This window comes from Paenibacillus thiaminolyticus, from assembly GCF_003591545.1.
GTDB classification, from domain to species: Bacteria; Bacillota; Bacilli; order Paenibacillales; family Paenibacillaceae; genus Paenibacillus_B; species Paenibacillus_B thiaminolyticus_A.
Map to the genome: position 1 here is coordinate 391,407 of NZ_QYZD01000002.1, position 20,997 is coordinate 412,403.

Annotated in this window: 21 protein-coding genes, 1 CRISPR repeat array and 1 other annotated feature; of the genes, 2 read left to right on the forward strand and 19 right to left on the reverse strand. The window is 57.7% G+C overall.

What is annotated here, in order from left to right:
- Position 1 precedes the first annotated feature (1 nt).
- A complete protein-coding gene (locus tag DQX05_RS04700) occupies positions 2-652 on the reverse strand; it encodes a ComEA family DNA-binding protein (RefSeq protein ID WP_119791286.1) in 651 nt (216 codons plus the stop codon).
- Between the two features lie 114 nt (positions 653-766).
- On the opposite strand from DQX05_RS04700, the gene comER reads away from it, so the two are divergent.
- Entirely contained in the window at positions 767-1,612 is an 846-nt protein-coding gene (gene comER / locus DQX05_RS04705; protein WP_259391772.1) for a late competence protein ComER, read from the forward strand.
- A 4-nt stretch (positions 1,613-1,616) separates the two neighbouring features.
- Here comER and leuS read toward each other — a convergent pair whose 3' ends face one another.
- The 17 genes from leuS to DQX05_RS04790 form a co-directional block, all read right to left on the reverse strand.
- On the reverse strand, positions 1,617-4,058 hold the full coding sequence (leuS, locus tag DQX05_RS04710) for a leucine--tRNA ligase (RefSeq protein ID WP_119791289.1): 2,442 nt from the start codon (positions 4,056-4,058) through the stop codon (positions 1,617-1,619).
- Positions 4,059-4,345: 287 nt separating this feature from the next.
- Positions 4,346-4,574 (reverse strand) — a binding site (T-box leader).
- A gap of 110 nt (positions 4,575-4,684) precedes the next feature.
- Positions 4,685-5,446: a class I SAM-dependent DNA methyltransferase gene (locus tag DQX05_RS04715; RefSeq protein WP_119791453.1), complete on the reverse strand. Its 762-nt coding sequence runs from the start codon at positions 5,444-5,446 to the stop codon at positions 4,685-4,687.
- An 87-nt stretch (positions 5,447-5,533) separates the two neighbouring features.
- Positions 5,534-6,490: a CvfB family protein gene (locus DQX05_RS04720; protein WP_119791291.1), complete on the reverse strand. Its 957-nt coding sequence runs from the start codon at positions 6,488-6,490 to the stop codon at positions 5,534-5,536.
- On the reverse strand, positions 6,487-6,834 hold the full coding sequence (gene rsfS / locus DQX05_RS04725) for a ribosome silencing factor (RefSeq protein ID WP_087442055.1): 348 nt from the start codon (positions 6,832-6,834) through the stop codon (positions 6,487-6,489). Before rsfS ends, DQX05_RS04720 begins: the two co-directional genes overlap by 4 nt.
- Positions 6,835-6,921: 87 nt before the next feature.
- Positions 6,922-7,497 (reverse strand): bis(5'-nucleosyl)-tetraphosphatase (symmetrical) YqeK, encoded by a 576-nt coding sequence (gene yqeK / locus DQX05_RS04730; RefSeq protein WP_119791293.1) that lies wholly within the window; start codon positions 7,495-7,497, stop codon positions 6,922-6,924.
- Entirely contained in the window at positions 7,469-8,077 is a 609-nt protein-coding gene (locus tag DQX05_RS04735; RefSeq protein ID WP_119791295.1) for a nicotinate-nucleotide adenylyltransferase, read from the reverse strand. Before DQX05_RS04735 ends, yqeK begins: the two co-directional genes overlap by 29 nt.
- A gap of 17 nt (positions 8,078-8,094) precedes the next feature.
- Positions 8,095-8,385: a ribosome assembly RNA-binding protein YhbY gene (gene yhbY, locus DQX05_RS04740; protein WP_087442052.1), complete on the reverse strand. Its 291-nt coding sequence runs from the start codon at positions 8,383-8,385 to the stop codon at positions 8,095-8,097.
- Positions 8,386-8,436: 51 nt separating this feature from the next.
- Complete coding sequence (aroE, locus tag DQX05_RS04745) at positions 8,437-9,330, reverse strand: shikimate dehydrogenase (protein WP_119791296.1); 894 nt, start codon at positions 9,328-9,330, stop codon at positions 8,437-8,439.
- 27 nt (positions 9,331-9,357) lie between these two features.
- Positions 9,358-10,476 (reverse strand): ribosome biogenesis GTPase YqeH, encoded by a 1,119-nt coding sequence (gene yqeH, locus DQX05_RS04750; RefSeq protein ID WP_119791298.1) that lies wholly within the window; start codon positions 10,474-10,476, stop codon positions 9,358-9,360.
- Complete coding sequence (locus DQX05_RS04755) at positions 10,473-10,997, reverse strand: YqeG family HAD IIIA-type phosphatase (protein ID WP_182914618.1); 525 nt, start codon at positions 10,995-10,997, stop codon at positions 10,473-10,475. The genes yqeH and DQX05_RS04755 overlap by 4 nt, the downstream gene beginning before the upstream one ends.
- Before the next feature lie 144 nt (positions 10,998-11,141).
- Entirely contained in the window at positions 11,142-13,400 is a 2,259-nt protein-coding gene (locus DQX05_RS04760; RefSeq protein WP_119791300.1) for a transglutaminaseTgpA domain-containing protein, read from the reverse strand.
- The gene (locus DQX05_RS04765) at positions 13,391-14,650 is read right to left on the reverse strand and encodes a DUF58 domain-containing protein (protein WP_119791302.1); all 1,260 of its coding nucleotides are present in this window, start codon (positions 14,648-14,650) and stop codon (positions 13,391-13,393) included. The genes DQX05_RS04760 and DQX05_RS04765 overlap by 10 nt, the downstream gene beginning before the upstream one ends.
- A 1-nt stretch (position 14,651) precedes the next feature.
- Positions 14,652-15,608, reverse strand: coding sequence for an AAA family ATPase (locus DQX05_RS04770; RefSeq protein ID WP_119791304.1), 957 nt, complete (start codon positions 15,606-15,608; stop codon positions 14,652-14,654).
- 219 nt (positions 15,609-15,827) lie between these two features.
- Entirely contained in the window at positions 15,828-16,178 is a 351-nt protein-coding gene (gene spoVAE / locus DQX05_RS04775; RefSeq protein ID WP_119791306.1) for a stage V sporulation protein AE, read from the reverse strand.
- Positions 16,175-17,200 carry a stage V sporulation protein AD gene (gene spoVAD, locus DQX05_RS04780; RefSeq protein WP_119791308.1) on the reverse strand — a complete coding sequence of 342 codons (1,026 nt, stop codon included), beginning with the start codon at positions 17,198-17,200 and terminating at the stop codon, positions 16,175-16,177. Before spoVAD ends, spoVAE begins: the two co-directional genes overlap by 4 nt.
- Positions 17,201-17,236: 36 nt before the next feature.
- Positions 17,237-17,749 (reverse strand): stage V sporulation protein AC, encoded by a 513-nt coding sequence (spoVAC, locus tag DQX05_RS04785; RefSeq protein ID WP_119791310.1) that lies wholly within the window; start codon positions 17,747-17,749, stop codon positions 17,237-17,239.
- Between the two features lie 407 nt (positions 17,750-18,156).
- Complete coding sequence (locus DQX05_RS04790; RefSeq protein WP_259391774.1) at positions 18,157-18,819, reverse strand: carbohydrate-binding family 9-like protein; 663 nt, start codon at positions 18,817-18,819, stop codon at positions 18,157-18,159.
- Positions 18,820-18,957: 138 nt separating this feature from the next.
- Here DQX05_RS04790 and DQX05_RS04795 point away from each other — a divergent pair, with 138 nt between their 5' ends.
- Entirely contained in the window at positions 18,958-19,335 is a 378-nt protein-coding gene (locus tag DQX05_RS04795) for a DUF2188 domain-containing protein (protein WP_119791313.1), read from the forward strand.
- Between the two features lie 112 nt (positions 19,336-19,447).
- Here the strand turns inward: DQX05_RS04795 and sigK are convergent, their stop codons facing one another.
- Positions 19,448-20,155, reverse strand: coding sequence for an RNA polymerase sporulation sigma factor SigK (gene sigK / locus DQX05_RS04800; RefSeq protein ID WP_119791315.1), 708 nt, complete (start codon positions 20,153-20,155; stop codon positions 19,448-19,450).
- 346 nt (positions 20,156-20,501) lie between these two features.
- Positions 20,502-20,997: a CRISPR direct-repeat array (repeat unit 32 nt; unit sequence ATTTCAATCCACGCATCCGTATAGGATGCGAC).

Consider the following 20,997-nt stretch of genomic DNA (forward strand, 5'->3'; position numbering starts at 1 on the left):
GCTACTCAATCGAGGCCTGATCGCGCAGCTTGGCGAAGATGGCAGGGCCAATCCCTTTGACCTTCTTCAGATCCTCCAGCCGCTGGAACGGGCCATGACTCTCCCGATATTTCACGATGGCTTGCGATTTGCTCGGTCCGATGCCCGGAAGCTTCATTAGAGCTTCTGCATCCGCCGCATTAATATTGATGCGCCCGCTGGCGGCATCCTTCGCCTTCGCGTCCGCTGAAGGCGCCGCGGTGGAAGCTTCGGCTGAGGCGGGAACACCGCTTCCTTGTTCGCCCGGGTTGGGTTCTGCCTGCTTCTTATCCGGCTGCATCGTTAGCAGCTGATTCGGGTCTCCTGCGGCTGGATTGACGCTCTGACCCGAATTCGAGGCCGGATCGCGACCTTCCTCTCTCCCGGAGTTCTTGGCCGGAAAGGAGGAAGCGGACACCGGATTCGCGCTTCCGCTCCGTTCCCCCATGTCCTGGCCCTCTTCCCCAGCCGCGAGCCGGCCGGCAATCGCTTCATTGAGCGGCGTCCATCCGCCCGCGGCTTCCTCCGATTGCGGCTTCAGCCATAAGCCCATGAAGATGGCAAGCCCGGCAATGGCCATGCCCGTCAAACCAATCCAAGCGCGCAAGGATAACGCATGACGGCTCTTCTTCATCCATATGCTCCTTTCGATAGAACACGTATATTGGCCAACCCGTCTTACATATAGGTAATAAACATAGTATAGCCATTCGTATATATTGGGCGTTCTGCGTCAGGGTATGCAAATGTGCAAACAGAGGAGGGAACATCCGTGAAGGTCGGATTTATCGGTACGGGAAGTATGGGGACAACGCTGATCGATGCGTTGATTCAATCCGGCGCTGTGTCACCGGAGCAGGTCATCGCGAGCAACCGTACGATGGATAAAGTACAGTTCCTGGCTTCTCAACACCCCGGGCTTCAAGTCTCGCCAAGCAATGCGGAGACGGTCCGGCTGAGCGACATTGTCTTTCTGTGTGTCAAGCCGCTGGAATTCAAGACGGTCCTGGAGGAGATTCAGCATGCCGCGCACCCGGATCTCATCCTGGTGTCGATTACGAGCCCAGTGCTGCTGGAGCACCTGGAGCGGCAGCTCTCCTGCAAGGTGGCGAAAATCATCCCGAGCATCACGAGCTACGTCCGAAGCGGCGCTTCGCTCTGTATGTACGGCAGCCGGATTCAGAGGGAGGATCGGGAGATCCTCGAAAGGCTGATGTCGTCAATCAGCCAACCGCTGGGCATTGATGAGAAATACACCCGCATCTCTTCCGACTTGTCCAGCTGCGGTCCGGCGTTCATCGCCTTCTTCCTGCAGCGGTGGATTGATGCCGCCGCGGAAGCGACCGGAATCGGCCGGGACGAAGCGTCGCGCCTCGCCTGCGAGATGCTGCTGGGCACCGGCAAGCTCCTGACGGAAGGAGGCTTTACTCCGGAACAGCTGCAGCAGCGCGTAGCTGTCCCCGGCGGCATCACCGCCGAGGCGCTTCGGCTAATGAATGAAGAGCTCGCAGATATGTTCCACCAGCTCATTCAGGTTACCCACGCGAAATATGAAGAGGATCTGGAAAAGGTTCAGTCCCAGTTCGCCGGGTAGGAGGCTAACCGACAACAATATTGACGAGCCGGCCTTTGACAGCGATGACTTTACGGACGGTCTTGCCAGCAATGGCGTCCTGAACGTTCGGCAGAGACATCGCTTTTTCCTGCATGGCCGCTTCGTCCGCATCGGCAGCAATTCGAATCCGATCCGCTATCTTGCCGTTCACTTGAATGACGATCTCCACTTCGGATTCAACCGTCAATGCTTCGTCATACGATGGCCACGATACATACGTGATGGATCCGCTATGCCCCAAGCGCTGCCACAATTCCTCGGCGATATGAGGAGCGAGCGGCGACAGCAGCTGCACGAAGTTCTCCATCGCCTGGCGCGGCAGCGTCTCGGCCTTGTACGCGTCATTAATGAAGATCATCAACTGGCTGATGGCCGTATTGAAGCGCATCGCCTCCATATCCTCGGTCACTTTCTTCACGGTCTTGTGCCAGGTGCGGATGAAGCTGTCTTCTCCAGTCCCGTCCGTAATCTTGCTGTTCAGCTGGCCATCCTCCGTAATGAACAGGCGCCAGATCCGGTTCAAGAAGCGGAACATGCCTTCGACGCCCTTCTCGTTCCATGGCTTTGTAATCTCGAGCGGTCCCATGAACATTTCATACATCCGCAGCGTATCCGCACCGAATTCATTCACGATGTCATCCGGATTGATAACATTGCCGCGGGATTTGGACATTTTCTCGCCGTTCGTGCCCAGAATCATCCCTTGGTTAACCAGCTTCTGGAACGGCTCCTTCGTCTCAACGACGCCGATATCGTAGAGCACTTTATGCCAGAAGCGTGCATACAGCAAGTGAAGGACCGCATGCTCAACCCCGCCGATATACAGATCGACCGGCAGCCATTCCGCCTGCTTCTCCCTGGAGCACAGTGCCTCTCCGTTCTTCGGATCGATGAAGCGCAGATAGTACCAGCAGCTTCCGGCCCATTGCGGCATCGTGTTCGTCTCGCGGCGCGCACGCATCCCGGTCTCCGGATCAACCGTATTCACCCACTCCGTGACGTTCGCGAGCGGCGATTCACCGGTACCCGAAGGCTGAATGTGATCGACATCCGGCAGCATCAGAGGCAGTTCCGACTCCGGAATCGGCTTCATGGTGCCATCTTCCAGATGAATAATCGGAATCGGCTCTCCCCAATACCGCTGGCGGCTGAACAGCCAATCGCGCAGACGGTACGTGACCTTAGGCTGGCCGACGCCTTCCGCAGTCAGCCACTCATTCATGCGGGCGATCGCCTGGACAGTCCCGAGCCCGTTCAGGAAGTCAGAGTTCACGTGCGGCCCGTCGCCGCTGAACACTTCCTTCGTCACATCTCCTCCGGAGACGACTTCCACGATCGGCAGCTCGAATTGCTTCGCGAATTCCCAGTCCCGCTGGTCATGGCCCGGAACGGCCATGATGGCCCCGGTTCCATAACCGGCCAGCACATAGTCGGCAATCCAGATCGGAAGCTTCGCTCCGTTCACCGGGTTGATCGCATACGCGCCAGTGAACACCCCTGTCTTCTCCTTCGCGAGATCGGTCCGCTCCAGGTCGCTCTTGCGCGCAGCCTGCTCCTGGTAAGCTTGAACCGCCGCTTGCTGCCCAGAAGTCGTGATCCGGCCAACCAGCTCGTGCTCCGGCGCCAATACACAGTATGTCGCACCGAACAGCGTGTCCGGCCGCGTCGTGAACACGGTGATATGGTCCTCATGTCCGTCGATCGCGAAGCGGACCTCTGCCCCTTCGGAGCGTCCGATCCAATTGCGCTGCATATCCTTCAGGCTCTCTGGCCAATCCAACTCATCCAGATCTTCGAGCAGGCGCTCCGCATACTCGGTAATCTTCAGCACCCATTGCCGCATCGGCTTGCGGATGACCGGATGGCCGCCGCGTTCCGACTTGCCGTCGATCACTTCCTCGTTGGCCAGCACTGTTCCGAGCGCCGGGCACCAGTTCACCGGAATCTCCGCTTCATACGCGAGTCCGCGCTTGTAGAGCTGGATGAAGATCCATTGAGTCCATTTGTAATAGTCGGGATCGGTCGTACTGATCTCCCGGTCCCAATCATATGAGAAGCCGAGCGACTTAATCTGGCGGCGGAAATTGTTGATGTTCTTCACCGTAATGTCGCGCGGATGCTCGCCCGTGTCGAGCGCGTGCTGCTCGGCCGGAAGGCCGAACGCATCCCAACCCATCGGATGAAGCACATTGTACCCCTTCATGCGCTTGAATCGGGAAATGATGTCGGTCGCTGTATATCCTTCCGGGTGGCCGACGTGCAGCCCTGCACCCGAAGGATACGGGAACATGTCGAGCGCGTAGAACTTCGGCTTGCTGGAGTTCTCCTCCGTAGCGAACGTCTTGCGCTCCTCCCAGTACTGCTGCCACTTCTTCTCCAAAATTTGCGGTTGATAGCCATGCGGCTGATTGACTTCTTGACTCATCCGTTATCCTCCTTGCCGTGCCCGGCGAAGGCTGCGCGCGCAGCCCGCCCCGCACCTTATGCGAATATCATCCTGCTTGTACCGCAAGAGACGGGCCCTTCCTGCCCTCTCAGGGAATCAGGCGCCAGTCCGCCCGATTCGTGCGGCAACCTCCCGCTTCCGTTCCGTATCCACGGGACACGGCCCGGTACCGGGCCAGGTTCATGGTGCTGCAACCGAAACGTCACGCGTGCCCGCCGCTTATCTATTTCGATACAGCAAAAAAACCTCTCGCCCTTAGCGAAAACGCTAGGGACGAGAGGTTCAATTCCCGTGGTACCACCCTAGTTAGCGAAAGGCATGCTTTGCCTTCCACTCCCTCTGCACCGTTAACGCCGGTGAATCGTCACAGCCTCCCTGCCGATCGGCTGTGAGACTCCGAGGCGAGTTCGCTCCTGCCCATCACCGGCTTCCACCAACCGCCGGCTCTCTGTGCGATGCGCGCATCAAGCTACTAATCCTCATCACAGTCTTATTGCACTTCTTCAATTATGCATAACCTTACCCAGCTTACGCAAGTAGTTATATCATAATGAAAAGTAAGGATATTGTCAACGATTGTCGCCTAGCCGCCGCTTCACGGCCGGCTACTCCTTCACCGCCGCAAAGAAAATGCGCGCGGACTGGCCGTCCGGCGGAGACCATCCGAACTCAGCGTACATCTCCACCCGGGCAAATCCGGCCTCGCGCAGCCAGGACGCCATCGCTTCCGTCTCATAGGCGCGCTGAACATGGGCTTCATCGATCCGTTCGAAGAGGGATCCTACCTCTTGCCGAATGAAAAAAGTCAGCTGATGCTCGATCTCCCGTCTCTCCTCATCATAATCGCAGAACCAGATGTATGCCAGATCGTCGTCGTCATACGCAAAAGGTTGCGTGTCTGCGTACGACTCGAACTGGCGCCTATGATGCACATCGAACAAGAAGACGCCGCCGGCGCGCAGCTGCCGGAACGTGGCCGCGAACACCCGCTTCACATCCGCCTCTTCGGTAATGTAATTCAGGCAGTCGCAGAACGACACGACTGCGTCTGCCGGCTCGCCCGCATTCCATTCCCGCATATCCTGGCACAGCCAACGGATGCTGCCCGACTTCGCGGGCGCGGAGGCCGCCTTCTGCTCGGCGACGGCCAGCATCGTCTCTGACAGGTCGATGCCGGTCAGCGCATATCCTCTGGCGGCGAGCGGAAGCGTAATATTCCCCGTTCCGCAGCCCAGGTCGACGATCCGCTCCGGCTTCGACGGCATATAGCGTCTCCATGCCTGCTCGGCGAATTCCACCCAGGCGTCATAAGGCATATCCTCCATCAAGCGGTCATAGACCGCGGCAAAGCGGCCATAAGATTCCATCAGCCTCTCCGTCCTTCCCTCGCGCTGCGGCATGCTTAGCGCTTCTTCACCTGCGCCGTTGCTAGCGCTTCTTCGCCTGCCGCGTGTTTAGCGCTTCTTCGGCCGCGGCGGAGCCGGCTTCTCGGTCTGGAGGATCTGCTGCAGCTCATCCGCGCCAATCGCGGCGCCCTTCTCCGTCAGCTCCGTCCAGCTTCCTTGCTGCTTGACGAGGCCGGCTCTCATCAGCCGCCCGACCGCGCGCTTGAACGCCGACTTGCTCATGCCGAACCGCTGCTTCACAATATCGGCCGGCGTCTCGTCGGAATACGGCATCGCCCCGTTCGGACGATCCCGCAGAAACGAGAACAGCCGATCCGCATCCATATCCATGCCAATCTCCTTGCGTTCGGCCATCGTCACGTTCACGCGGCCGTCCTCGCGAATATGAGTGACGCGCACGCGCACCTTCTCCCCGAGCCGGATCGGCCGCGGCCGAAGCGACTCGTGCAGGAATCCGATGGCGCCGAAGCCGATCGGACCGCCATCCAGCACGAGGAAGGTCCCCATCTTAAGCGGCCGGTAGACGACGGCCTCATGCCAGGTGTTGCGCCAAGCATCCGGCGCATGGAAGGCCAGCGGAACGAGGTCCTGTTCCAGCGCCGCCCGCGCCACGAGCCGGCCTACCCGGTCGTGGATCATCTTCACATAGACCGTATCCCCGACTTGGGGATGAAGCGGCTCGTATTCGGGCAGCTCGCTCTTCGGGAGCAAAAGCTGGCGCCCGATGCCCATTTCCAGGAAGCAGCCATATCGCGGATGAACATCCGCCACCTGGAGCGGCGCAATCTGATCGAGAGTCAGATACGGCCGCTTCATCGTCGACGCGAGCCGATCCTCCGTATCATAGAATAGAAAGACGTCTACCTCATCCCCCGGCTTCACGGGACCTGTCAGTTCGGAATAATGAAGAATGACGTCCTGTTCCCCGTCTGTCAGAAAGTAGCCGTAGGGCGACACCTCCCGTGCCACCTGCAGCCGTGTTATCGTGCCCGCGGTCAGCGTCATGCCATCTCCACAACTTTCGCGTCAGACCACAGCTTCTCGATATTATAGTATTCGCGCTCCTCGCGATGGAAGATGTGGACAACGACATCGCCCAGATCAAGCAGGACCCAGCGCGAGGAATCCAAGCCTTCCATCCCCCGGACCGCTACGCCCGCCTCGTGAACTTTTTTGCGCACCTCATTCGTAATCGCCTGTACCTGGGTATCGGAATTCCCGTGGCAAATAACGAAATAATCTGCGACGAGAGAAATTCCCTGCAGATCGAGCACGACGAGATCCATCGCTTTTTTATCTTCCGCCGCCGCGACAACGATGTCGAGCAGCTCTCTTGGTTGAATGGTCATACCGTAACCTCCATTAATCCTCATATACTGGCACTCCGGCAACGGAATTGCACGCAGCTCCGTTTCCCTTATGCCGTTTAGGCTTCCCTAATTTTGCTCTAATTCTTCAATCAGCCGGTTCCGAGCCGTGACCGTTAGCGGAAAAATACGCCGGCGCTGGGAGAGCAAAAAGCCGATCGTTGAATCGAAGCCGGCGATGAGCGCAAGATTGACGTCCTGCTCGGCGAGTTCCCGGATTCGCTCCACGCCCGGAAAATCGCGCCCGGGTTCGATATAATCCGCCAGACAGACGATCTTGTCAAGCAATGTCATCGGTGCCCGGCCCGATGTATGGTACCGGATCGCATCCAGAACCTCCTCGTCCTGCACGCCGTAGTCCCGTGCGGCAACGACGGCGCCGACGGGCGCGTGCCACAGCTGCTTGTCGTATTCCAGCAGCACAGGCGGCAAATTCTCTTCGCGAATGACGCGTTCCATCCGTTCGGTTGGCCAGTACTTGGCAACATCGTGAAGAATCGCCGCCAGATCCGCCTTCTCCGGAGCCGCGCCGAAGCGACGGGCCAAAATAACGGCCGTATCCATGACGCCCTGGGTATGCTGCCAGCGCGCAGACGGCATCTGCGCCTGGACGGATTCAATCAATTGCTGGCGCGTCAGATTCATACAATCCCCACCTTGCCATATAATGTTCGACGGCTTCCGGAACAAGATAGCGGATCGATCGTCCCGCCGCTCTTCTCTGCCGGATATCCGTCGAAGAGATATCCATCTGGGGCATGTCAGCTGCCAGGACGCGGCCTTGCCATGCCTGCGGCAGCTTCTCCTCATTCCAGCGAATGCCCGGCCGGTGCAGTCCGACGAAGCGGATCAGACGCATCAAGTCGTCGATCCGGTGCCACTTCGGCAAGTAATCAACCATATCTGCGCCGATAATCCAATGCCAGCTTACATCCGGGTAGACGGCCCGCAGCGAGATGACGGTATCATATGTATAGGATACCCCGCCCCGGGCCAGCTCCCAATCACTTGCCCGGAACGACGGGTTGCCCGCGATAGCCAGCCGGGTCATCTCCAGGCGATGCTTGCCGTCCGCCTGAGGGTGATTCGTCTTGTGCGGCGGCACGTGAGCGGGCATGAACCACACCTCATCAAGATTTGCGGCTTCGCGGGCGCATTCGGCGGCCACCAGATGCCCCAGGTGGATCGGATTGAATGTCCCGCCCATAATCCCGATTTGTCTCACGTCTGCACCTCCGCCGGCTATGGCAGTTCAATCTGCTTATGTTCAGCCGATTCCTTATAGAGCACGATCGTCTTCCCGATGACTTGGACCAGCTCGGCGCCCGAGCGGCTTGCCAATTCATCCGCAACCTCGAAGCGATCGTCCATGCAGTTGTTCAAGATCGATACTTTGATCAGCTCGCGCACCTCCAGCGCTTCCTCGATATGACGGATAAGCTGATCATTGGTTCCCCCTTTGCCTACTTGAAAAATAGGCTGCACATGATGTGCGAGCGAGCGCAAATAGCGCTTTTGTTTTCCTGTTAACATGTTTGTCCCTGCCTTATATGTCTGATATCAAAATTGGTTTATTCGAATGATTTAGTCGTGACGCAATGTATTCCATACCTGCTCCCGCATCAAGGCGGCAGGCGCAGCGGCGTCCGTCCACAGCTCCAGCGCGATCGCGCCCTGATAGACGAACATGCCGAGCCCGCTGTGCGTGCGGCAGCCGCGCTTGCTTGCTTCCCGCAGCAAGGCCGTCTCCAGCGGGTTGTAGACGATGTCGCTTACGATCATATCCGGCCGCAGCCAATCCGGATCGAACGGCACCGCCTCCACGTCCGGATGCATGCCGACCGAGGTCGTTTGAATGACGATATCCACCTCGCGCGCATCGATCGCCGGCCGCTCGCCAAGCTGGATGGCAGATACCGTTCCGAAGGCGGATAGATCGCTTGCCAGCGCTTCGGCCCGTCCCAGCGTGCGGTTGGCGATATGCAAGCTGCGGCAACCCGCCTTCAGCAGCGCATAGGCGATGCCGCGCGCGGCCCCGCCGGCCCCAATCAGCAAGATCCGGGACTGGTGGAGATCGGAGATCATCTCCTCCTGCAGCGAACGGACGAACCCGAGCCCGTCCGTATTGTAGCCGATCAGCCGGCCATTCCGGTTGACGATCGTATTGACGGCGCCGATGACGCTCGCGCTCTCATCCACTTCGTCCAGATGCGCCATGACCGCTTCCTTGTGCGGAATGGTCACGTTCATTCCGCCGATGCCCAGAGCGCGCATGCCCTGCACGGCCTGCTGCAGCTGCTCGGGCGCGACATGGAACGCCGTATATACGGCGTTCAGCCCAAGCTCCCGCAGGGCGGCATTATGCATCAGCGGCGATTTGGAATGCTTGATCGGATCGCCGATGACCGCGAACACAGCGGTCGAGCTGTCGATGGCCGCCGGAGGCTGAATCGCCCCGGCCTGATCGTTCCGAACCATGGTAACCGCTCCCCCCGGTATATTGTGCTAGATCATCGCGCGGCGGGTCAGCACCTTGACCCCTTTGGGTGCGTGAATCTCCACGAGCGCCCCTTCCTCGCCGTTGCATGTGATCCATCCGAGCCCCGAAATGAATATATCGGTCTCGGAGCCTGTCCCGATCCGATACTGATGCTTCGTCCAGCCCGGAAGCTCATCCAGGCGCTCCCGTGTCGGCGGCGCCAGCAGCTCCCCGCGGTGCTCTTCGTACAAAGCGTCTGCCCGTTCCAGCTTCGTGCGGTGGATCGGAAGCCCATTTGAGATATAGCATGTAAAGGATTGGCGTTCGCCTTCCACAAAATCAAAGCGCGCAAACGCTCCGAAAAACAGCGTCTGGCCCTCGTTCAATTGGTAGACGGCCGGCTTGAGCGGCTTGTCCGGCAGCAGGGCCCCCAGATCTTGCCGGCTGGCCAATTCCGTCAAGCGGCTCTTGTAGACGATGCCTGGCGTATCTATGATATGCTTGGCGTCATCCAGCGGAATATGTACGACATCCAGAGTCGTTCCCGGGTAACGGGATGTCGTCAGCTCCCGATCCATATCGCTGTAATCGCGAATCAGGCGGTTAATCAGCGTAGACTTGCCTACGTTCGTCGCCCCGACGACATAGACGTCGCGGCCGCGGCGCCAATGGCTCATCTGCTCCACAAGCCGTTCGAAGCCGGCATTGCGCTTGGCGCTGACGAGAATGACGTCCAATATGCGGAGGCCATGCTCCTTCGCCTGCCGCTGTACCCAGTTCGTCAAGCGGTTCCAGTTCGTCGAACGGGGCAGCAGATCGATCTTGTTCACGACGAGCAGCACCGGGTTGTTCCCAACGAACCGCTGCAGCCCGGAGATGACGCTGCCGTCAAAATCGAACAGATCGACGATATGGATGACCAGCGCGTCCTCCTGGCCGATTCGCCCCAGCAAACGTAAAAAATCATCCTGATCCAGGGCAACGGAAGCTGCTTCGTTATAATGCTTGATCCGGAAGCAGCGCTGGCAAATCAGCGGCGAGCGATTCAGCGCGGACGCCGGGACATAGCCGATCTGATCGGCATGCCCGGTCTGCACCGTGACACCGCAGCCACTGCATACTTGCTTCTCTTGATTGTCCTTCACCTTTTCTCCTCCTCGTGCCACAATCCTCTTCGCTTCAACCGTGTCGTAGCATAACGCTCAATGCGCCGATTGATGCGGGTTCCCCAGCCTTCGTCTTGAATGGCGATAGGCTGCACCAATATCGTAAATATGCCGAGCCGGTTGCCTCCCAGGACATCCGTCAGCATCTGATCGCCGATGACAGCTGTCTGATCCGGCTTCAGCCCCATCAGCGACAGCGCTTGGCGAAAAGCTCGCTGCGCCGGCTTGCGGGCCGCATGAATAAACGGAAGATCGAGCGGAACGGCGAACCGGGATACGCGCGTATGATCATTATTCGATACGATGACGACCTTGAATCCGCGGCGGTCGACTTCCTTCAGCCAGGCCGCCAATTCCGGGGTCGCTTCCGGCACCTTGGCGCCGACGAGCGTGTTGTCCAGATCGGTAATGATGCCACGAATGCCTTGTTCCGCCAACTTGTCCAAATCAATATCGTATACGGAGCTTACCCGAAGACGGGGAATAAGCCTTTCCAACAAAACAGTCACCTCGTTTTCATACGAAAAACTATACCATATTCTTTGATTTTCGTGCAAAAAAAAGCCGTTCCCGTGCGGAACGGCTTCATTTCGTCACATTCCGGTGCCCTGTCTCCCGCTTCCTGCGTGACATGGATTCGTAGATTAACGCTTGCGGACGCGCCGGAACTGTCTTACCGCTTCCCGGAACCGGGCCACATCGGCTTGCTCCAGCGGCTCGCCGCTGTATTTCGCTTGTTCGAACAACGGCACGATCACCTGCAGGGAAGCCTCCAGCTCCTGCTGGCCCTCGCTCCAGCGGAAGGCGGCTTCGCGCACCGTCTCGTGCGGTTCCTTGCGCAGCCCGCGAAGCCGGCAGTAGCTCAGCCAGAGCTCCGTCTCGAGCACGACCCGTTCATTCGGCGATATCCGCCGGCGGAAGGTACGCGGCCAGCGCAGCGAGAATCCGGCCTGGCCCCATTGCCAGACCAGCCATGCAATGGCGCCGAGCACCACAGCGCCGACGATCGATCGGGCTGCTGTAATCACCCAAGCGGGAAGCGCAGTCTCTTCTTCCGGCTTGCTGGCCTTCTTCTCTTCCTTCACTTCAGGCTGTGTCTCTTCTTCCTGTTCGGCCGGCTTGTCGGGCTCTTGCTCCTCCGCCTGCTCCGGGCTCGGCATGCTGAAGCCCGGGGTCGGCTCGAAGGACACCCAGCCGTATTCCCCCATATATACCTCTACCCAAGAATGCGCGTCCGCATTCGTGACGCGGAAGCGGCCGCCTTCATCGGGATCGAAGGAGCCCGTCATCATCGTAGGATCCGATCCTTCGCGGGCTCCGGGCGCATAGCCCTTCACCCAGCGCGTCGGCACGCCCACGCTGCGGAGCATGACCGCCATCGAGGTGGAAAAATAGTCGCAGTAACCTTCTTTGACTTCAAACAGAAACCCGTCGACGAAATCGTCGCTGGTCCGCTTTGAAATATTTGGAACATTTGTATAAGTGAACTGGGTCCGTAAATACTGTTCGATTTTTTTGGCCTTGTCGTAGTTGTTCGTCTCCCCTTCGGTCAGACTCCGCGCCAGGTCGACGACGCGGGCCGGAAGGCGATCCGGCAGCTGCAGGTAGGCGCTGTCCGGCGCTTCGGACGGGAGCGCGGCTCGCAGTTCCTGTTCCGAGACGATTGGGACATGGGACACAATCGTATAGCTTATCGGATAGCGGGCAGCACCTCTCCCCACGTACCGTACCTCGCTCTCTCTCCCGTTCCAGGAGAGTCCATCCGGATCGCCGCCTTCCAGCTCCTCCACGGCCGCTACCGAATACATGCCGAACAGGACCGGATATACCTGATCGCTCTGAATCTGCACCGTCTGGATAATCTCCTTCGTCTGAATCCGCTTCGAAGGGGCATCGTCGGCCTCGAACCGCTCGCCCAGACTCATCGGCTCCAGCCTCTCTTCCCGCCTCGCATCGACCCAGCCCTGACCGGTGTATATGTCCTTGGCTTCCCCCCGCCAATAGCCGCGGGCTTCGGAGGTTACCGTCATCACCGGCTGATAATCCAGCTGGAAGCCATCCCCAAGCTGGCTGTCATGGTTGCTGTAGCCGGATGTTGTGGGACTCGTCGCCCCGGTACCGGTTACGTTCGAGACGATGCGGTCGACGAAGGTGCCGCCGGTTCCGTTCCGGTTCGTCCAGGCCGTATACGGATCCGTCAGAATCGGCTCCAGTCCTGGCACGCTCACCCCGACCGTGATGATAAGCGCAATAACGGCGATGGCGCTTACGGCCATCTGAAGCAGATACCGCAGCGACGTTCGCTTCATCTCCGGATAGCTGTGCTTCATCTGGGAGAAATGAAGCCCGATGAGCCATACGAGCGCCGCGCCAACGATCCAGGCGACCTGATCCCATAATATATCCTCGGTAAAAGAATCCAGGATGCCGAAAACGGCAACTTGAACGAGCAGCCACATTATGATGCGGCCCGGCCCGCGGACAATCTGGTTGAGCGCTTCATAGCAGAGCCAGATGCCGATAACGAACCATATATAAGGATGAAAGGCTTGCAGCCTCTCCCATCGGGATCCGTCCTCAATCCAGAGATGATTGTGAACCAGCTCCATATATATGAGACGCAATACAAGCGGCAGCCCGATAAGCAGCCGGCCAAAAAATTGCCGGGGAAATAATACAGAAACTCCCCATATCATTAGAAGCGCGTCCCTGGACATCGCGATTGTCTCGTCATACCAATACGGCTCCAGCATAACAATCCATTGCCATACCATAACGGCGAGGCAAGTCCAGAACAGGCGCTCACTCCAACCGCCAAGCAGCCAGCGCTTCATCATTCCGGGCGCTGCCGGTTGAACGGAGCTTGCCGAGTAAGCGGACTCCGGCTGCCGATTCACTTCCATGTCATCCCACCTCCAAGCAGCTTAGGAAGATGGTTCAGTTCATCCAGCCATTTATAGTCAAAGCCCTGCTTCGCCAAGTCGCGAAGCAGGCTGGCTTCATCAGGGCCGATGCCGGGAGCGGCATGAATGAACGTGCCGCGGCCGCCAAGGGAGCGAAGGCCGCCAATCGCCGCCATATCGCCGGATGTCATCGCCCCGCTGATCCAGGCGACGGACGCCCCGCGCAGCAGTGAGGCGCGCTGCGCCAGCATCGTGCCAATCCGGTCATTCACTTGCGGATTGGGGATCTCCGGCTCAATGGTAGACAGCCATTGCTTGTAAGCTACCGGTTCGCGTGCGAGCGCCATGGCGTCCCACCAATGAAGTGAGCCGCCGATTCCGGCCAAATACGCAGGATGCCTGTTCGCCTTCGCATAGTGCGCAATCGATGCCGCTGCCGAGAGCGCCAATTCGAAGCTAGCCGGACTCTCATAGGAGGCGGTCCTGATATCGAGCACGATCAGGATTGGGGCCTGCACTTCCTGATCGAACTGCTTCGATTTCAAGCTTCCGGTCTTGGCGGTGGCGTTCCAATGAATGCGCGAGAGACGATCGCCAGGGACGTATTCCCGTATGCCGTTCAATTGGGTCGACTCCCGCTTCCTCTTATCCATCGCTTGCGTCTGTCCGGGCTGGACCGCTTGATGGCCGGCTTGGCTCCAGGCAGGGATCGGAATCGTGGCCGGCAAGATGGAGAAGGAGGACGGCGTATGGAACTGTCCGCGCTGCTCGAAGATGCCGAATAAATCTTTGGACAAGCATGTGGTCGCATCCAAATGGTATGCTCCGCGCGGAAGCGGCGGCGTCCGGTACGTCCAGACGGCCTGCCGCGTAGCATTCAGGGTAACGGCTGACTCCGCCTGGCTATACAGTTCATCGAAGCGGTACAACCCATCCTCCACGATGACATAGGGAAGCGGAATCCATCCCGGAACGCGCAGCTCCACCGAGACCTGGATGCGGGATTGGGCCGGGAGGAACCAGCTTGTCCCTGTCCGGACCATACGCTGTCCCTGCACCTTATTCACGCCCCCGAACCACCCGCATGTCCAATAGAAGGCAAGCACGGTGGCCATCGACAGCAGCATGAAAGATGTCTTGCCGCCCTGGAACAGAAAATAAAAAACACAACTGACATAAATGACGAAAGCAATAAAAAATGTCCGTCTCCGCGAACGCGGACGGCGGGGCACCAGCTGCGGCGAATTCATGCTACAGCTCCATCCGGACCGGCACCGGCACGCCTCGGACCGCATCCATCAGCACTTGCTCCGCGGTCAGCCCCTCCATCTTCGCTTCCATATCGAGCACAAGACGATGAGCCAGGACGAACGGAAGCAGCGCCTTGACATCATCGGGAGTGGCATAGCGCCGGCCTTGAATCCAGGCGCGGGCTTTGACCGCCTGCATGAGCGCCACGGAAGCGCGCGGGCTTGCGCCGAGCACGATGTGCGAGTGACTCCTCGTCGCACGGACCACATCAATAATATAGGAAGCGACGGCATCGTCGATATGAATGCCGCGAGCAGCTTCCCGCATCCGCTCAATCACCGTAATATCCGTAATCGGCTGGACCCGCTCGGATGGCTGTCCCAGCACATGGCGGGTCAGCATCGCCCGCTCCATCGCTTTATCGGGGTATCCCAGGTTAATCTTGAACATGAAGCGATCGAGCTGGGCTTCCGGCAATTGGAACGTTCCTTCGAACTCGATTGGGTTCTGAGTGGCGAAGAGCATGAACGGAACGGGCAGCCCAAAAGTTTCGCCGTCCACCGTAATATGATGCTCCTCCATTGCCTCCAGCAGGGCGGATTGTGTCTTGGTCGTCGCCCGGTTGATCTCGTCCACAAGAAGCACGTTGCACATGACCGGTCCGGGACGGAACACGAACTGCTGGTCTTTGGGATGGAAAATAAAAACGCCGGTAATATCGGTCGGCAGCAGGTCGGGGTTGCATTGAACCCGGCGGAACACCCCGTCCATCGTGCGCGCCAGTGATTTGACCAGCTGCGTCTTGCCCGTTCCCGGAACATCCTCTATAAGCACATGGCCGCCGGCCACCATGGCGGTAAGCATTAATTCAATCTCGAATGACTTCCCTAATATGCATTGATCCAACGTAGACTGGATTTGTTCCATAATCGAATGCAGTGATGATTGCGAATGCAAGGAAAAACCTCCTCCACAGCAGTAATATAAGGAAATTTACCCAAAATTTATAATTTATTACGTAGGGGGATCCTAAGCTCAGTTGCCTTACATTTCCTCATTTTACACCATTCTATGGTGAAGGTACATCAACAACTCATTTCGCCCTCAAGCTAATTAATCCCATAAAAGAAGCCCCGCACCTGTTCAGGTTGCGGAGCTTGTCTGCTCCATCCGCGCTTAGCCTTTGGGACGCACGAGGAGCGATGCCAGGAAGGAGAACACGATCGCCGCCGATATTCCCGCGCTTGTCGTCTTGAATATGCCGCTGACGGCCCCAATCCATCCATCCGATTTCAAATCGGTAAGCGCCCCGTGCACCAGGGAGTTGCCGAAGCTCGTAATCGGGACTGTCACGCCTGCGCCGGCGAAGTCGATCAACGGCTCGTACCAGCCCAAGCCGTCAACGATCGCGCCGGTGACGACCAGCAGCGCCATCGTATGCGCCGGGGTCAGCTTCGCGACATCGAACATCAGCTGCCCAATGACGCAGATCAGCCCTCCTACGATAAATGCCCACACAAAGATCATGATTCGTCTCCTCCCATCTCGATCGTCACGGCATGAGCGATACATGGAATGCTCTCTCCCTGCTGGTAGGACAGCGGGGACATGAGGGCTCCAGTCGCCACGATCATCACCTTCTTCAGTTCGCCCTGCCTCATCCGCTTCAAAATGTGGCCGTAGGTGACGACGGCCGAGCAAGCCGCCCCGCTTCCTCCCGCTTGCACATCCTGCTTCTGCTTGACCATATCGTACATCATCAGCCCGCAATCCTGGTAGTTCGTCGTCTGAATGTTGATGTCGTGTTTTTTGAACAAATCCTTGGCGATCCCGTAACCGACAGTAGATAAATCTCCGGTCACAATCATGTCGTAATAGCCGGGACTGCGCTTCAAGTCGGTCAAATGGGTCTGAATCGTGTCGACGGCCGCAGGCGCCATGGCCGCTCCCATATTGAACGGATCTTTGATGCCCAGATCGACAATTTTGCCGATGGTCGCGGCCGTAACTTTCGGTCCGTTGCCTTTTTTGCCGACAATCGCCACCCCGGCTCCGGTCACGGTATATTGCGCCGTAGGCGGCTTCTGGGAACCGTATTCCGTCGGATAGCGGAACTGCTTCTCTGCAGAGCAGTTGTGGCTGCACGTCCCGGCCATGACGAAGTTCGCGTTGCCGGAATCGACCAGCAGCGATCCGAGGGCCAGCGCCTCCATCGAGGTGGAGCATGCCCCGAATACGCCGATGTAAGGCACTCCCAGCCCGCGCGCGGCGAAGGAGTTGCTAATAATCTGGTTCATCAGGTCTCCGCCGACGAAATAATCCAGGTCATCCTGGGTAATGTTCGCATTGACGATGGCGAGTTGGGAGGCCTGCTCCAGCAGCTTGCGTTCCGCCTTTTCCCAGCTTGGCTCCTTCAAATCCAAATCTTCGTGAACAAAGTCAAAGTCGGCGGCCAGAGGCCCCTTCCCTTCTTCGGGGCCAACTACGGTCGAAGTGCCGATAATAACCGGTTGATTGGCGAACCGCCATGTATGGCGTCCTGTACGCATCGGATTGCCTCCTTTACCATCTGGGAATGTCCGGCATCAATGCTGGAACTGTATCCCGAAAATGAAATAGATGAGCGCAATGAAAAAGGCCGCCACCGTTCCGAACACGATGACAGAGCCGGCCAGCTTGAACATATTGCCGCCGACCCCCAGCACGAGCCCTTCGCTGCGATGCTCCAGCGCCGCGGAGCACATCGAATTGGCGAACCCGGTCACAGGAACCGCCGTGCCCGCGCCAGCCCATTGCGCGATTTTGTCATAGACGCCCAGGCTTGTGAGAATAACGGAAGCCAGCACAAGAATCACGACCGTCGGGCCTGCCGCGTCTTTCTTCGTCATATCGAAAAACGTGATTAATATTTGTTCAATGGCTTGTCCAATCAGGCAGATCGTTCCTCCCACCAAAAAAGCCCGTACGCAATTTTTCCATACGGGGCGGGAGGGTTCACGCTGCTTGGCGATCTGCTTATACTCTTTCTCCGAGATGGTCGTTCCTCCGGAAGTCCAAGTTGAGGACCCGGATGACCCGGATTTGGCCGAAGTCGCCATTGATTCACCTCCTGCATCCAGTCTGATTTTCGGTTATATGCGTTCAGTATTTGCCATCTGTGAAAAAATTATGTCCTGTTTCTAGGTTAGAGCCAAGTTACAGCCCCAGTCCGAACAGCAAGAGGCACACGATGACCAAAAGCACGAACAACACCAAGATGATATCCCATGCTCGCAGCTTCCTTACCATAAGCTCATCATCCTTTCCGGTTATCCCATGCTTCTAACGTATGCATCTGGGCCTGATTCGGGCACACATCATTATGACACGATTATGAAGGAAGAGCGCCAGTCTCCTGCTGCTTCGCGCGTGCAGCCCTGCTTCATGACAAAGGCTTCCCGCTTCGGCTGTTACAGCCGCTTGCGAGAAGCCTGCTTCATTGGAATAGCTTATCGTGGACGCTTGTCTATGCTTCGAATATGAATCGTCCGAACCGTTCCGGCACATGGAAATTGACCGCTCCCGTCGGCGACCAGGCATCGAAATTCCGTATTCCGTCCTCCCCCTCGTCGATCCGGAACCAGTTGATGCGCCAACAGTCCCCGGGCTGAGGCGCTCGTTCCAGATCCTCGAACGCGATCGCCGCCTCATAGACAAGGAGCCGCTTCGGCTCGGCTACATAGGTTACCGTCGTCCGCAGCTGCCGGGCATCCCATTCAGGCTGGAACAGCTTCTCCTTGCCCGGCTCACATACGATTCGCGAGTCGAAGACGATATTATGCGGGCTGATGTTGAATTCATAATAGACGGCTCCGTCTTCACCCGGCTGGATGAAGCATTCCACCACGTCCGCTTCGAACAGCGGATCATCCCGCTTCGTATAGGGGCTCACAACCCGCTCATCCTCGCATTCGAACCGAAGATATAAGGTGCGCTCTGACCAGCAGGCCTGAACCTGCGTGCGGTAGCACGGAGCTTCCCCGGTGACGACATCGGCCAGAACGGCCGCCTCCGCCTCCATCCAATTCGGAGCGCCGTCCGGCACGCGGCGGCATATGTAGCGGGGCACCGGGCTGTCCGTTCCCTTGCTGAGTACTTCTTCTGTGTTCGCCTCTGATGTCATTGCCATCTTCCTTCCTGTCGTCCATCTCGTTGTTCCGGCTCGTTCATTATAGCAAATTCGCCCGATCGGAGCAGGTGCCCGGTTTGCCGCGAGGCGCATCCGGGTAAAGTATGGACAACCCTATGCAGCAAGGAGGGAAGCCGAATGCCCTGGAACGAGCACAACTATCCTCCATCCATGAAGCATCTGCTGTCCGAGGTGCGGACCAAGGCGATTGAGATCGCCAATGCTTTGTTGGAGGAAGGGATGGAGGAAGGACGCGCGATTGCGATCGCGACCGCGCAGGCCAAAAAATGGCATGAAGCGCACTTCCCGGACCCTTCAGGCCGGGAGCACATCCTCCATGTCGTCCCGGCCGGGGAGGACTGGGCCGTTACTGCTGAAGGGCGGGAGTATCCGCTCATGATGGCGCAGACGAAGCAGGAGGCCATTCAATACGCTCAGCAGCGGAAGGCGTCTGACGGCGCCGATATTGTCATTCACAGGCAGGACGGCACCATTCAGAGCCGCCGCACGACGTGATGGTCCCGCCGATCGCAAATGCCCGCGCAGCACGGCTCTCTAGCCGTGTTGCACGGGACAGCGGTGGAGCGTACTGGAGCAGGACCGGGCTGGCCATTTCGTGATGCGGCTGCTACATGTGACCTTTATTTTTGTAGAATTCATGATAGAGCTTCATTAATGCCCGCTTCTCTATCCGGGAGACGTAGCTGCGCGAGATGCCCAACTCCTTGGCGATCTCCCGCTGAGTCCGTTCCTCTCCGCCCCCATCCAGCCCGAAGCGGCCGCGAATCACTTCCTGCTCCCGCTCATCGAGAATGTCCAGATTCCGGTAAATTTTGCTCTTCTCAATTTTGAGCTGCACTTTATCGACCACTTCATCGCCGTCCGTGCCCAGGATATCGATCAACGTAATCTCATTGCCTTCCTTGTCCGTTCCTATCGGATCGTGAAGCGAGACATCTTTGCGCGTCTTTTTCAAGGAGCGCAGATGCATCAAGATCTCGTTCTCGATGCAGCGTGCGGCGAAAGTCGCCAGCTTCGTTCCCTTGTTCGGCTGGAAGCTCTCAATCGCTTTGATGAGCCCGATCGTGCCGATGGAAATCAAATCCTCCAAGTCTTCTCCCGTGTTGTCGAATTTCTTCACGATGTGCGCAACCAGGCGGAGATTGTGCTCAATAAGCGCATTCCGCGACTGTGCATTGCCTTCCGCCATCCGCTGCAAATGCTTCATCTCATCCTCTTCCGCCAGCGGTTGCGGAAACGCATTGTTCTTGACGTAGGATACAAGCAGCGTCAATTGCTTGATGAACACGGCGATTGCAGCAAATAAACCCGTCATGCTAGCCACCTCCAGGAGTCTGACAACGTTCTATTCTGCGTCTTGCGCCTAGCAGTATCTCTTCGCAGCAAGCCGAATCCCGGCGCAGTGATACATTGTATGTAGGCAATGGCCCAGAAGTGCATGTACGGGGAAAGCTGTCGTTGTATTTTTGGGTGGAGGGAGTTGAAATGGAAATCTGAGGCAGGTGCGCAGTTATGAGGGAAGGAGAGGTTGTTCCGCGGATGTGGCAATGGGGGCCCTATCGTTGGGAGTAAATTTTCCAGCAGGTGGAGCGCTTTTTTACTATTATCCATACGCGTTTGATGAGACATCTTATAGGTTGCCCGACTCCATTTTCGTCGGTATTGTAATCCACGCATCCGCATAGGATGCAACCATTTGTAGCTTGAATTATTCGCATGAATGTTGATTTCAATCCACACATCCGTATAGGATCCGACCGCTCCCTGACCCGAGCGGATCTGAAAGACGTCATATTTCAATCCACGCATCCGTATAGGATGCGACCCAATTGCGAGTCAGTATGAGAAAGAGTTTAACAATTTCAATCCACGCATCCGTATAGGATGCGACTCCGTTCGTAAATCCAGCGCCTCCAACTCGCGCTATTTCAATCCACGCATCCGTATAGGATGCGACATCACATCCGGTTCGTGCTCGACTTCTCCGGTATATTTCAATCCACGCATCCGTATAGGATGCGACAAGTGAGGTGATCCAAAATGAGCCAAACAGCACAGATTTCAATCCACGCATCCGTATAGGATGCGACAAGTGAGGTGATCCAAAATGAGCCAAACAGCACAGATTTCAATCCACGCATCCGTATAGGATGCGAC

Bases quoted from the DNA above. Each gene is read 5' to 3' on its own strand.
- DQX05_RS04700 (WP_119791286.1), bottom strand. From the start codon at position 652: ATGAAGAAGAGCCGTCATGCGTTATCCTTGCGCGCTTGGATTGGTTTG.
- leuS (WP_119791289.1), bottom strand. From the start codon at position 4,058: ATGAGTCAAGAAGTCAATCAGCCGCATGGCTATCAACCGCAAATTTTG.
- DQX05_RS04715 (WP_119791453.1), bottom strand. From the start codon at position 5,446: ATGGAATCTTATGGCCGCTTTGCCGCGGTCTATGACCGCTTGATGGAG.
- DQX05_RS04720 (WP_119791291.1), bottom strand. From the start codon at position 6,490: ATGACGCTGACCGCGGGCACGATAACACGGCTGCAGGTGGCACGGGAG.
- rsfS (WP_087442055.1), bottom strand. From the start codon at position 6,834: ATGACCATTCAACCAAGAGAGCTGCTCGACATCGTTGTCGCGGCGGCG.
- yqeK (WP_119791293.1), bottom strand. From the start codon at position 7,497: ATGAATCTGACGCGCCAGCAATTGATTGAATCCGTCCAGGCGCAGATG.
- yhbY (WP_087442052.1), bottom strand. From the start codon at position 8,385: ATGTTAACAGGAAAACAAAAGCGCTATTTGCGCTCGCTCGCACATCAT.
- aroE (WP_119791296.1), bottom strand. From the start codon at position 9,330: ATGGTTCGGAACGATCAGGCCGGGGCGATTCAGCCTCCGGCGGCCATC.
- DQX05_RS04760 (WP_119791300.1), bottom strand. From the start codon at position 13,400: ATGGAAGTGAATCGGCAGCCGGAGTCCGCTTACTCGGCAAGCTCCGTT.
- DQX05_RS04765 (WP_119791302.1), bottom strand. From the start codon at position 14,650: ATGAATTCGCCGCAGCTGGTGCCCCGCCGTCCGCGTTCGCGGAGACGG.
- spoVAE (WP_119791306.1), bottom strand. From the start codon at position 16,178: ATGATCTTTGTGTGGGCATTTATCGTAGGAGGGCTGATCTGCGTCATT.
- spoVAD (WP_119791308.1), bottom strand. From the start codon at position 17,200: ATGCGTACAGGACGCCATACATGGCGGTTCGCCAATCAACCGGTTATT.
- spoVAC (WP_119791310.1), bottom strand. From the start codon at position 17,749: ATGGCGACTTCGGCCAAATCCGGGTCATCCGGGTCCTCAACTTGGACT.
- DQX05_RS04790 (WP_259391774.1), bottom strand. From the start codon at position 18,819: ATGGCAATGACATCAGAGGCGAACACAGAAGAAGTACTCAGCAAGGGA.
- DQX05_RS04795 (WP_119791313.1), top strand. From the start codon at position 18,958: ATGCCCTGGAACGAGCACAACTATCCTCCATCCATGAAGCATCTGCTG.
- sigK (WP_119791315.1), bottom strand. From the start codon at position 20,155: ATGACGGGTTTATTTGCTGCAATCGCCGTGTTCATCAAGCAATTGACG.